The organism is uncultured Collinsella sp. (genome assembly GCF_959026545.1).
In the GTDB taxonomy this organism is placed as follows: domain Bacteria; phylum Actinomycetota; class Coriobacteriia; order Coriobacteriales; family Coriobacteriaceae; genus Collinsella.
The window spans coordinates 32,958-45,415 of the sequence record NZ_CAUFLV010000003.1 but is presented as its reverse complement, the minus strand read 5'-3'; the positions used below and the strand labels follow the sequence as shown (position 1 = coordinate 45,415).

The following is a 12,458-nucleotide window of genomic DNA, read 5'->3' as shown; positions in this document are numbered from 1 at the left end:
AGGCGGTGCTTGCGGTGAGCGACCTGTTCGAATCATTCCTACGTGTGGCGATGGTCATTTTCATCGTCGGCCCGCTCACCGCTTGGGTCGCCCGCCGCGGCGCGCGCGAGCGCAGCGAGGCGACGGACAGCCTCGATCGCTTCACGGTGCGCATGCCCGCTGCCATCCGCGTGATCCTCGCGTGCTGCGCCGTCGCGTTCGAGCTGCTCATGCTGGGCGTCTATGTCTGGCAGGGCGTCTCGCTGGGGGAGTGGGACCACGAACTCGTGTGGTTCGGCCACGCCATGGCGCTTGCTGGCATGGCCATCTGGGCGCTGTTGAGCATCCCGCGCATCGACGTGGACGGCGATCGAATCCTCTCGCGCAGCGCCTTCGGCATCCGCAAGGAGTCGACGTTCGGCAACATCACCCGCGCAACGCTTCACACGCAGATGATGAGGATCGACCTGTATGAGGGCGAGCGCAAGTTCTGCTCGGTGAGCCTCGAGGGTGTGTGCTCGCTCAACCTCCTCGCCCGACTGGAAGAGGAGGGGATCGAGGTCGTCGACGCCATTAAGGGCCCTATGACCAAAGCGGGCCTGTGCTGGGCTGCCATCAAGCCGCTGACGATTGTGTTCAACAGCATGGCGCTCGTCTTCTCGCTCGTAATCGTCTTCATGGCCCTCTTCACCGAAGATGGCGCTCGTCTGCTTCTGCTTGTTCCGTTTCTCTTCCTATTCATCGGCGTTCTCCTGCCCCTGCTCATGTTGAGCATGCCCCTCCGCGGAATTTACGAGATCGGCAGGCAGGAGCGCGAGCTCGGTTTCTCTTTCTCCGACGAGATGGCGGCTCGAGGTGCCACGGGGACGGAGCTTGAGGATGATGATTGGTTCGTCTCGATCGGCAACGCGCGCATCGTGGCGTTCCGACGCGACTACCTCAAGAAGGTGTCCGCGCCCGAGGGGAGCGAGAGCGGCGACCGTTGCATCGTGACCACGAAGGACGGTCGGAAGATCAAGGTGTACGCTGCGGCCAGCACGCTTGAGGGCTTGCGCGATTGGTTCAGGAGCAGACCCAGGGAGAAGAACATGATGCAGCGTGGCGAGGACGTACTAGAAGCGATCGGCTAGGCTGCTCGAGGTGGCGCCGATCGCGCTCGCTCAAAAGACCCCCTACAGCTCAATTGCAAGCAACGTCGCCGCAGCGGTCAGCCGGAGGCCGGATGGCGCCAGGCATATGGTGACACGATGGAGGTGCGATGGCATCCATCATCCCAAGAAACATCTAACCCTATGAGGTAATAATGGCTCATGCGGTAACGCTCGCATCCCAACAACGGGCACCTTCGATTCCGAAAGGAGCGATATGGCAACAGAGACGCAGGTTGATGAGATCATTCGTCTGGCCGAGCGTGTCCATTCGTCCGATGCGTTTCGCTGTATGGACGAGGCGAACGCGGGCATTGGCGGAACGCTCCGTATGCTGGCGGAGGCGCGTAAGGCCGAAACCGTGGTAACGGCGGGAGACATAGCGGAGCGGCTCGGCGTGACGACGGCGCGTGTCGCCGCGCTGCTCAAGCGCCTGGAGTCCAAGGGGCTCATCGCGCGCAGACGTAGCGAGGCGGATGCCCGCGTCACCGAGGTTGTGCTCACCGATAAGGGCGCGGCTTGCGTGCACGCGTTTTACGGGGAGATGCGCGCCCAGGTGGCCATGTTGATCAACGAGCTGGGTGAGGAGCGTCTGCGAGCGTTCTTCCTCACGGCATGCGAGATTCGGTCGCGCCTGCGCCCGCCCACGATGCAGCTGTAGGATGCCCGCGCTGCACGTTCGGGTTTCCGATGCGTCCTTGCGTTCGTCGTACGTCCTGTCGTCTTGAACCGACCTGCGCGCATGGCGGAGCCGGTTCGGCACGCGTATATATCTCATAGGGTTAGATAAGGAGAAGATGTTGCTCAAGCTATTTCGAAATCTAACGAAGCAGGAACGGGGGCTTGCCGTCCTGGCGCTGGCGTTCATCGTCGCCCAGGTGTGGCTGGACCTCAAGTCCCCGGAGTACATGGCCGAGATCACCCGCCTCGTGCAGGTCGAGGGCTCGACCATGCCCCAGATCCTCACGGCAGGCGGCAAGATGCTTTCCTGCTCGCTCGGCAGCCTGCTCGCCTCGGTCGCCACGGCCGTGTGCGCAGCGCGTATCGCAACCGGGTTCGGCGGGACCATGCGCGCCAAGCTGTTCGGCAAGGTGCAGTCGTTCTCCATGGAGGAGATCGGACGATTCTCCACGCCGAGTCTCATCACGCGCTCCACGAACGATGTGATGCAGATCCAGACGCTCATCGTCCTGGGCCTGCAGATGCTCATCAAGGCCCCCATCACGGCGGTGTGGGCGATCACCAAGATCGCCGGCAAGCGCTGGGAGTGGACGGCTGCCACGGCCGTCTCCATCGTGGTGCTCCTCGCCGTGGTGGCGGTCTGCCTCGTCATCGCGACACCGCGGTTCCGCCGCATGCAGCGCCTCACCGACGACCTCAACCGCGTCTCGCGCGAGAACCTCTCCGGCCTCTCGGTCGTGCGCGCGTACAACGCCGAGGGCTACCAGCAGAACCGCTTCGATACGGTGAACGACACGCTCACCAACAACCAGCTCGTGGGCTACCGCACGATGGTGTTCCTCATGCCCACGATCCAGGCCACGATGAGCGGCTTGTCGCTCGCCATTTACTGGATCGGCGCCGTGCTCATCAATTCCTCCGCCATGGCGGATAAGATCTCCCTGTTCTCCGACATGATGGTGTTTTCCCAGTACGCCATCCAGGTGGTCATGGCGTTCATGATGCTCGTGATGATCTTCATGATTCTGCCGCGTGCGCAGGTGGCCGCGGACCGCATCAACGAGGTACTCGAAACCGATGCGACCATCAAGGACGGCACACGCGAAGAGGGCGAGCCTGGTCGCGTGGGCGAGATCGAGTTCCGCGATGTGACCTTCCGCTATCCAGATGCCGAGGGCAGTATGCTGCGCCATGTCTCCTTTACTGCGCATCGTGGCGAGACGGTTGCGTTCATAGGCTCCACCGGTTCGGGCAAGTCCACCGTGATCAATCTTATCCCGCGGTTCTATGACGCCACGTGGGGCAAGGTCCTCGTGGACGGCGTGGACGTGCGCGATTATTCCGTGCGGGCCCTGCGTAACAAGATTGGATATGTGTCGCAGAAGGCGACGCTGTTCGGCGGCACGGTGAGTACCAACGTGGCATACGGCGACAACGGTCGCGGCCCGGTGGGCGAGGAGGACGTGGCGGACGCCATCGAGACCGCTCAGGCATCCGAGTTTGTGGAGAAGATGGAGGGTGCCTATCACGCACGGGTGGCTCAGGGCGGCGCGAATCTGTCCGGCGGACAGCGGCAGCGCCTGTCCATCGCCCGTGCGGTTGCCCGCAAGCCCGAGATCCTGATCTTCGACGACAGCTTCTCGGCACTCGATTACAAGACCGACCGCGTCTTGCGCGATGCCCTCGAGCGTGAGTTTGCGAATACCACGCGCATCATCGTGGCGCAGCGCATCGGCACCATCCGCGATGCCGATCGCATTGTGGTTCTGGACGAAGGCCGCGTGGTGGGGCAAGGGACCCACGAGGAGCTCATGCACGATTGCGAGACCTATCGGCAGATCGCCCTGTCCCAGCTGAGTGAAGAGGAGTTGATGTAGATGGCGGGCATGCATACTTCGTCTGCGCCGCGCGGCCCCATGGGCCACGGGTCCGTGGGGCACGGCGCACGTGGAGCCGCGGGACAGCGTATCGATCGGGGGACCTGGGGCAGGCTGTTCAAATATTGCCGGCGCTTCCTCCCCGCCGTTGCGGTGGCGCTTATCTGCGCGATGGTGGGCACGGTGCTCACGCTGCTGGGCCCCAACATGCTCTCCGATATCACGGATGCCGTGCAAGACGGCATCGCGCCAAATAGCGACAAGCTCGAGCAGGTTGTCGAGGCCGTCACGCGCAATATCGAGGCAAACGCCGAGGCGATGGCGCAACAGCAGGCTGCCGCGATGGCCGCCGCCGGTGCGCCTGTGGGTGTGGGCGATGTCGACGCGATGTCGGCGGCGGGGATGGGTGCCGCCGCCACCGGCTCAGACACCGCGGAGGGCGCCACATCCGCCGCGCCCTCCCTGGACGACCTCGCGAGCATGCCCGCTGAGACGCGAGACGCGCTGCTCACCGACGTCGAGGTGGACGGTGTCATCATCACCGGTGCCGACCAGCAGAAGTTGCTCGACATCTTCTCCAACCTCGACATGAGTGACACCGAGGCGGCCATGGCGGCCCTCGATGAGCTTCCCGCCTCCGTCAAGAGCCTGGTCGAGCCGCGCATCGACATGGATCTGATCGCCCGCATCGCGCTCACCCTCGTCGCCTTCTACGTGGCGAGCTACGTGCTCTCCGTGGTCCAGGGCTGGATCATGACCACCGTCACGCAGCGCATCGGCCGTAGCATGCGCGCCGACATCTCGGCCAAGATCAACCGCCTGCCCATGTCGTACTTCAACACGGTGCCCACCGGCGACATCCTCTCGCGCATCACCAACGATGTCGATACGCTCGGCCAGTCGCTCAACCAGAGTGTGGGCACGCTGCTCTCAGCCGTGGTGCTGTTCTTTGGCAGCCTGTTCATGATGATCACCACCAACGGTTGGATGACGCTGGCGGCCGTGGGTGCGAGCCTGCTCGGCTTCGCGCTTATGATGGGCATCATGGGCCGCAGCCAGAAGTACTTCGTGCGCCAGCAGTCCGCTCTGGGGGCCCTGTCCGGCCATATCGAGGAGTCCTACACCGGCCATTCCGTCATCGCGGCCTACAACGCCGAGGACCGCGTGCGCGCCGAGTTCGACCGCATGAACGGCGAGCTCGTGAGCGCGGGATTCCGCGCCCAGTGCCTGTCGGGTCTCATGATGCCCATCATGATGTTCATCGGCAACTTCGGCTATGTGGCGGTGTGCGTGGTGGGCGGTGCCCTGGCGCTCGACGGCCAGATCGGCTTCGGCGTAATCGTCGCCTTTATGCTGTACGTGCGTTATTTCACCCAGCCGCTCTCGCAGATCGCCCAGGGCGTGCAGGCGCTGCAGTCCGCAGGCGCCGCGGGCACGCGCGTCTTCGAGTTCCTCGAGGCGCGCGAGATGGCCGACGAGTCCGCCAAGCCGGCGCGCCGTGCGCAGGGCGTACGCGGCGAGGTCGAGTTCGACCATGTGCGCTTCACCTACGCCGGTTCCGACAAGCCGGTCATCAAGGACTTCTCCGCGCACGCGCTGCCCGGCCAGAAGGTCGCCATTGTAGGTCCCACGGGCGCGGGCAAGACCACCATGGTCAACCTCCTCATGCGCTTCTTCGAGATCGACGGCGGCCAGATCCGCATCGACGGTGTACCGACCAGCGAGATGCGCCGCGAGGACGTGCATGCGCTGTTCTGCATGGTGCTGCAGGACACCTGGCTGTTCGAGGGGACGGTGCGCGAGAACCTCGTCTACTGCGACGAGGGGGTGACCGACGAGGAGGTGCAGCGCGCCTGCCGCGCCGTCGGGCTCGACCACTTCATCCGCTCGCTGCCACATGGCTACGACACGGTGCTGAACGACCAGGTCAACCTCTCCCAGGGGCAGAAGCAGCAGATGACGATCGCGCGCGCGATGATCGCCGACAAGCCGATGCTCATCTTGGACGAGGCGACCTCCAACGTGGACACGCGCACCGAGCTCAAGATCCAGCAGGCGATGGATGAGCTGATGCGCGGCCGTACGAGCTTCGTCATCGCGCACCGCCTCTCGACCATCAAGAACGCCGACCTCATCCTGGTGATGAAGGAGGGTGACATCATCGAGAGCGGCACGCACGACGAGCTGCTGGCCGCCGGCGGCTTCTATGCCGACCTCTACAACTCCCAGTTCGCTGAATAACATTTCAAGCAAATGGCGCCGCCTTCCAGCAGGAAGACGGCGCCAAATGTAGTCGCGCGCAGAGGGGAGGGAAAAACGCGCTTCCGAGCAATAACGAAGGTCCTTGTATCGCCTGTGTCCTTCGCTGCGATGAATATACCTGCAGTCGTCGTCAAAGATGCGCTAAAGAAGGCGATACATATCGTCTCCATAAGTTAACTAAGGGTTACAAATGCGTATCGCTGGAGATGGCGCGTCGGCTCGGATGGGGCGGGTCGAGCTGTGCTCGAACGAAGTCGCAGGTTTTCACGTAGTGAGGAATCGTTCGACAAGCTCCCCGAATGCCCCGTCCATGCCCGTCGTCTCGAGGATGGCGTCGCAGTAGGGGCGTACGTCGTCGGTGACGTTTGCCACGCCCACACCCAGGCCTGCCCCTTTGATCATGGCAAGGTCGTTTGCCGAATCGCCGACGGCGATCACCTCGGACATCGGAATATCCAGCATCTTTGCTAGATGCGCAAGACCGGTGCCCTTGTCCACGCCCGCGGGCATGAATTCGAGATAGCGCTTGGACGAGAACGTGATCTCGACCCCAAGGCGTTTCGCCATGGGTGCCAGGTGTGGCTCCAGACCCTGCAGCGCCTCGAAGTCACGGTTCACGTACAGGATCTTCACGATATCGCGTCCATCGAGAAACGACAGGTCCGGATGGTCGGCGCTGGAGATGTGGGTCACGCCGGAGATCAAGCTAAGGTACGCACGCTCGTCCTTGTCCGCATCGGGTACGAAGACGTGGCCGTCGGCGACGTTGATGTGCATGCACAGACCGAGTTCGCGACCCCTCGCGTACAGCTCTTCCGCGCAAGCGCGCGAAAGGCCGCAGGTTCTGAGGGGCGTCTCGTCGCCCACGCGGTTGATGAAGCCCCCGTTGTATGACAGCACATAGCTGCCTTCGAGCAGTTCCCGAGCTTCGCCCGTGAAGTTGTCCATGATGCTGGAGTACCAACGGCCGCTGGAGGGGACGAACAGCACGCCGAGCTCCCTCATGCGCCGCAGCGCGTGGAGATTCGCCTCGGGAATCACATGGTTGGCATCGAGGAAGGTTTCATCCATGTCGCTGGCGACAAGACGGTACATGTTAGTACACCATGCCCATCGCCTCGCGCACCTCGGCAAGCGTCGTCTCGGCGACCTCGTTGGCGCGACGATTTCCCTCACGCAGGACGTCCTTGATGTAGTCCATGTCACCTGCGAGTTCCTCGCGGCGCGCGCGGATGGGGGCGAAATACTCGTTCACGCTCTCGGTGACGTACTTCTTGAGCTGGCCGGAGCCGCCCATGCCGATCTCCTCCGCGATCTCGACCTCAGAGCGGCCGGTGCAGATGGCGGCAGTGGAGAGCAGGCCGGACACGCCGGGCCTTCCTTCCGGATCGAACGTGATCATGCGTTCGCCGTCGGTCTGGCTCTTCTTGATGCGCTTGGCGGTTTCCTCGGCGGTCATCGAGATGTTGATGGCGTTGCCGTAGGACTTGCTCATCTTGCGCCCGTCGAGTCCCGGCAGTAGCGGGGTATCGGAGAGCAGGGCATCGACCTCGGGAAACACCTGGCCGTAGCGGTTGTTGAACTTACGGGCGATGGTACGGGTGAGCTCGATGTGCGGCAGCTGGTCGCGGCCGACGGGCACGACGTTGCCCTTGCAGAAGAGGATGTCGCATGCCTGGTGCACAGGGTAGGTGAGGAGCAGCCCCGTGAGCTCGTGGCCGCTTGCCTCCATCTCGGCCTTGACCGTGGGGTTGCGCTGCAGCAGCGCTTCGGAGACCAGGGAGAGGAACGGCAGCATGAGCTGATTGCACGCCGGGACGGCTGAGTGCGTGTAGATCATGGTCTTGTCGGGGTCCAGGCCGCAGGCGAGGTAGTCGATGACCATGTTGTAGACGTTATCCTGGATGTTGTCCGTGCTGTCGCGGTCGGTGATGACCTGGTAGTCGGCGATGAGCACATTGGTGTGGACGCCCATGTCCTGCAGCTCCACGCGACTCTTGAGCGTACCGAAGTAGTGGCCGAGGTGCAAACGCCCGGTGGGGCGGTCGCCGGTGAGCATGGTGTACTTCTCGGGATGCAGCGGCAGGTCGGCGCGGATCTGGTTGCTGCGCTCGAGGCTGACCTCGTAGCTGAGCTCGTTGGGCATGATGTCTCCTTTGCGTGTTCGATCGATGGCACATCCCGTTCGCGCTCTACGCTTGCACGAAGGGGACAAGAGGTTACTGGTCGGTGTGGTCGGATGAGCTGTGGCTGTGCGTTGGGCCCTTTCCGGGCAGCATCTCCTCAAGGCGTTCGATCCGGCTTTCGTGTAGCTCCTCCGCAGCGCGCTCCTCGTCGGCGAACGCCGGATCCTCGGGGGTCACGATTTCGTCTTGCTGCGTCTTTGGGTTGTAGTGATGCCGTAAAACAGGCTCGAACAAATGAAGGCGCGCCGCGAAAATCGCAGAACAGGCGAGCAACGCAAGGAAGATCGCAATGCGCGCCTCGATGGCAACCTGGTTGATGAGAGCCGCACCCAGCGAGAGCAACAGGCACCACGCGTAGATGAGCAGGACCGCCTGACGCTGGTCATACCCCTCTTGGATGAGGCGGTGGTGGATGTGGCCCTTGTCCGCCTGACCAATGCTCACGTGCGCGCGCTTGCGACGGACGATGGCGGAGAGGGTGTCGAGGATGGGAACGCCTGCGACGATGAGCGGGATGATGAGCGAGGTGAGCGCCGCGGTTCGACTCACGTTGAGCAGCGAGATGGTGCCCAGGCCAAAGCCCAAGAGCAAGGACCCCGAATCGCCCATGAAGATGGATGCGGGATGGAAGTTGTAGCGCAGGAAGGCGAGACACGCACCAAAGAGCGCGATGGCGAGAGAGGCGGCGTCGAGACGCCCCGCGAGAACGGCAAAGGAAAACATGGAAAGCGAGGCGATGCCCGAAATGCCCGCGGCGAGTCCGTCGAGTCCGTCGATGAGGTTGATGATGTTGGTGAACGACACGAGGTAGATCACTGTGATGGGGTAGGCGAACCACCCGAGGTCGATCTCGGCTCCCGGGATGAACGGATTGACGATATTCCCAATGAGCAGGCCCGCGGTAGCTGCCACGCATGCGGCGACAATCTGGCCGAGCAGCTTTTTCTTAGGGCTGAGCGAACGCACGTCATCTACCGCACCCGTAATGACGATGATGAGAAACGCGACGCCCAGCAGGGGGTAGTTGATCGTCATGCTTGGATGGGGAATGAGAATGGGGGGCCATCCGAGAAGTTTGATCCCCGCAATCTCGACGACGAGCGCGAGACAGAGCCCGGCGAACATGGCAAGGCCTCCCAAACGTGGGATGGGCTTGGTGTTGATGCGGCGTTTAGAGGGGTAGTCGATGGCACCAAGCCTCCGCGCGAGGAGCTTGACGGGCGGGACGCATAGGTAAGTGGCAAGGAAGGCGGCGGCAGCCACAAGGAAATATGGCATGGCTTGTTCCATGAATACCACCATCGGTCGGGAGTGGACGTCATACGCGAAACGCGCAATCTAAATCATGATACTAGAAGCGCCTCGCTCGATACGCCGCGTTCGCGCATGGGCACGGTACAAGCACAAGGGGCAGGAGGGGCGGCTGGTTTCGGCCGTGCGATGGATGCCCTTCCAAGGAGTCGGCTCCCGCTTTTGGAAATCGTGGTGCCGGTGGCAAGTTTTAGCTCACAGCGTGGGGCACTCCCGTGCACAAAAAAGCGCGTAGACGGTCGTAATAATGCCATGAGCGGCCTTAATTCACAGGCAATTGCATAAATAGTTGATTAAAATGCATATTAACAGACCGTAAATTAGGCTTTTGAATCTTCTTCATAATATGCAGGACAAGTAGAAAAATATTCACTTTGAGGTATAGATTCAGGCATTTATCCCTTGCCTTGCACATGCCATGTGCTGCTATTCTACCATGTAAAACGCTTTACTGGATAAAAGTAACGACCTGCGGGAGTTTTGAGGATATACCGTTCCCGCCAGTTTTACGACCGTTTGGCGGTGACGGTATCATTGAGCTGAATATTGGATATAACGGTAGGTGTGAACGGAGTCCCGTAAAGGACTTAAGACGGGATCGCCGTGCGGTCCCAGAATAAGAAAGGTAGGAGGCAATGACGAAAGGCTTGCATGTCCCAAGTGAGATTGGGCAGCTCAAGAAGGTCTGCCTGCACAGGCCCGGCGAGGAACTGCTGAATCTGCCGCCGTTCGAGCTTGAGCGTCTGCTCTTCGACGACGTCCCGTTCCTCGAGGTCGCTCAAGAGGAGCACGACACCTTTGCCCAGATTCTTCGTGATCAGGGCGTCGAGGTTCTCTATCTCGAGAAGCTCGTCGCCGAGGTCTTTGATGCCAACCCCGACGCCCGCCAGGAGTTCCTGGATCAGTACATCGCCGAGGCCGGCATCAAGGGCAAGGAGATGCCCCGCGTCGTCCGAGAGAAGCTCGATTCCATCAAGGACAACCTCGAGTTTGTCCAGAAGACCATGGCTGGTCTCACCAAGGCCGAGATCGAGATGCCGCATGTGAGCTCCGTCACGCTCGACTCCATGGTCAACACCGAGTCCGAGTCCGATCTCATCATCGACCCGATGCCGAACCTCTACTTCACCCGCGACCCGTTCGCGGTCGTTGGCAACGGCGTCTGCCTGAACCGTATGTACTCCGTCACCCGCAACCGCGAGACCCTGTACGGTAAGTACATCTTCAAGTATCACCCGGATTATAAGGATGTCTCCCTGTACTTCCGTCGTGACGCCGCCTACCACACCGAGGGTGGCGACGTGCTCAACATCAACGAGCACACCCTGGCCGTCGGCATCTCCCAGCGCACCCAGGCTGCCGCCATCGACGTCATGGCCCAGAACATCTTCTGGAACAGCGATTCCAAGGTCGATCGCATCCTCGCCTTCGACATCCCGAACAACCGCGCCATGATGCACCTCGACACCGTCTTCACCCAGATCGACGTGGATAAGTTCACCATCCACCCGGCGATCATGGGCACCCTCAAGGTGTACGAGCTCACCCCGGGCAAGAACCCCGGCGAGGTCAACATCAAGGAAATGGTCGACACGCTCGAGCACGTCCTCGAGGACGCCACCGGCGTCGACCAGATCAAGCTGATTCCCTGCGGCGGCGGCGATCCCATTGCGGCTGCTCGCGAGCAGTGGAACGACGGCTCCAACACGCTGGCTGTCGCCCCCGGCAAGATCTGCGTCTATGCCCGCAACACCGTCACCAACGACGTGCTCTACAAGGAGGGCTTGGAGCTTCTGGTCTGCCCGTCCGCCGAGCTCTCCCGCGGCCGTGGTGGCCCGCGCTGCATGAGCATGCCCTTCTGGCGCGAGGATCTCTAAGCACTAGCTTCGACGGCGCATCGGCTCCGGTGCGCCGTCGCACTTCGCCGTGGTATCATCCGCGGCATTCGTTCTACCTTCTATGTGAAAGGAGCCCACATGGGCGTTAACCTCTCTGGCCGCAGCTTCCTGCGTCTGCTCGACTTTACCACTGAGGAGATCGAGTACCTGCTCAAGCTCTCCAAGAACTTCAAGGACCTCAAGCGCACGGGCACCCCGCACCGCTACCTCGAGGGCAAGAACATCGTCCTGCTGTTCCAGAAGACCTCCACGCGCACCCGCTGCGCCTTCGAGGTCGGCGGTATGGACCTTGGCATGGGCGTCACCTACCTCGACCCCGGCTCGTCCCAGATGGGCAAGAAGGAGTCCATCGAGGACACCGCCCGCGTCCTCGGCCGCATGTATGACGGCATCGAGTTCCGCGGCTTCGACCAGGAGGACGTCGAGGAGCTCGCCGCCAAGTCCGGCGTTCCCGTGTGGAACGGCCTGACCGACCTGTGGCACCCCACCCAGATGCTCGCCGACATCCTGACCGTCCAGGAGAACTTCAATTACGACATCAAGGGCAAGACCCTCGTCTTCATGGGTGACGCCAAGAACAACGTCGCTCGTTCCCTCATGGTCGTGTGCGCCAAGCTCGGCATGAACTTCGTGGCTTGCGGCCCGAAGGAGTGCATGCCCGCCAACGATGTGGTCGACGCCTGCAAGCCGATCGCCGAGGCCAATGGCTGCACCATTACCCTTACCGAGGATCCCAAGGAGGCCTGCACCGGCGCTCACGTCATCTATACCGACGTGTGGGTGTCCATGGGTGAGCCCGACGAGGTTTGGACCGAGCGCATCAAGCAGCTCGAGCCCTATCGCGTCACCACCGAGCTCATGGCCATGGCCGATCCTTCCGCCATCTTCCTGCACTGCCTGCCGGCCTTCCACGACACCAACACCACCACTGGTGCCGAGATCGCCGAGAAGTTCGGCGTCACCGAGATGGAGGTCGAGGACGCCGTCTTCGAGTCCCCGCAGTCCAAGGTGTTCGACGAGGCCGAGAACCGCATGCACACCATCAAGGCGATTATGTACGCCACGCTCAAGTAAGAGCGCATCGTCTGCCCGCTCGGGGCGCATCGCTGCGCGTCC

9 protein-coding genes are annotated in these 12,458 nt (G+C 62.0%); 6 read left to right on the top strand and 3 right to left on the bottom strand.

What is annotated here, in order from left to right; genetic code table 11:
* Positions 1-14: 14 nt before the first annotated feature.
* The 4 genes from Q5Q88_RS02240 (at position 15) to Q5Q88_RS02225 (ending at position 5,926) form a co-directional block, all read left to right on the top strand.
* On the top strand, positions 15-1,109 hold the full coding sequence (locus tag Q5Q88_RS02240; RefSeq protein ID WP_302741559.1) for a hypothetical protein: 1,095 nt from the start codon (positions 15-17) through the stop codon (positions 1,107-1,109).
* Positions 1,110-1,344: 235 nt separating this feature from the next.
* Positions 1,345-1,788, top strand: a complete 444-nt coding sequence (locus Q5Q88_RS02235; RefSeq protein WP_302741558.1) for a MarR family winged helix-turn-helix transcriptional regulator — start codon at positions 1,345-1,347, stop codon at positions 1,786-1,788.
* Positions 1,789-1,924: 136 nt separating this feature from the next.
* Positions 1,925-3,685: an ABC transporter ATP-binding protein gene (locus tag Q5Q88_RS02230; RefSeq protein WP_294121777.1), complete on the top strand. Its 1,761-nt coding sequence runs from the start codon at positions 1,925-1,927 to the stop codon at positions 3,683-3,685.
* The gene (locus Q5Q88_RS02225; protein WP_294121780.1) at positions 3,686-5,926 is read left to right on the top strand and encodes an ABC transporter ATP-binding protein; all 2,241 of its coding nucleotides are present in this window, start codon (positions 3,686-3,688) and stop codon (positions 5,924-5,926) included.
* Positions 5,927-6,211: 285 nt separating this feature from the next.
* Here Q5Q88_RS02225 and Q5Q88_RS02220 read toward each other — a convergent pair whose 3' ends face one another.
* The 3 genes from Q5Q88_RS02220 to Q5Q88_RS02210 all read right to left on the bottom strand — a co-directional run bounded on the left by Q5Q88_RS02220 (position 6,212) and on the right by Q5Q88_RS02210 (position 9,423).
* Positions 6,212-7,042, bottom strand: a complete 831-nt coding sequence (locus Q5Q88_RS02220; protein ID WP_294121782.1) for an HAD-IIB family hydrolase — start codon at positions 7,040-7,042, stop codon at positions 6,212-6,214.
* Between the two features lies 1 nt (position 7,043).
* Entirely contained in the window at positions 7,044-8,093 is a 1,050-nt protein-coding gene (gene trpS / locus Q5Q88_RS02215) for a tryptophan--tRNA ligase (protein WP_294121784.1), read from the bottom strand.
* Positions 8,094-8,166: 73 nt separating this feature from the next.
* A complete protein-coding gene (locus tag Q5Q88_RS02210) occupies positions 8,167-9,423 on the bottom strand; it encodes an MraY family glycosyltransferase (protein WP_302741554.1) in 1,257 nt (418 codons plus the stop codon).
* A 656-nt stretch (positions 9,424-10,079) separates the two neighbouring features.
* Between Q5Q88_RS02210 and arcA the strand changes: the two genes are divergently transcribed.
* Positions 10,080-11,321 (top strand): arginine deiminase, encoded by a 1,242-nt coding sequence (arcA, locus tag Q5Q88_RS02205; RefSeq protein WP_118654171.1) that lies wholly within the window; start codon positions 10,080-10,082, stop codon positions 11,319-11,321.
* Positions 11,322-11,420: 99 nt separating this feature from the next.
* Positions 11,421-12,416 carry an ornithine carbamoyltransferase gene (argF, locus tag Q5Q88_RS02200; RefSeq protein WP_302741551.1) on the top strand — a complete coding sequence of 332 codons (996 nt, stop codon included), beginning with the start codon at positions 11,421-11,423 and terminating at the stop codon, positions 12,414-12,416.
* Positions 12,417-12,458: the final 42 nt, after the last annotated feature.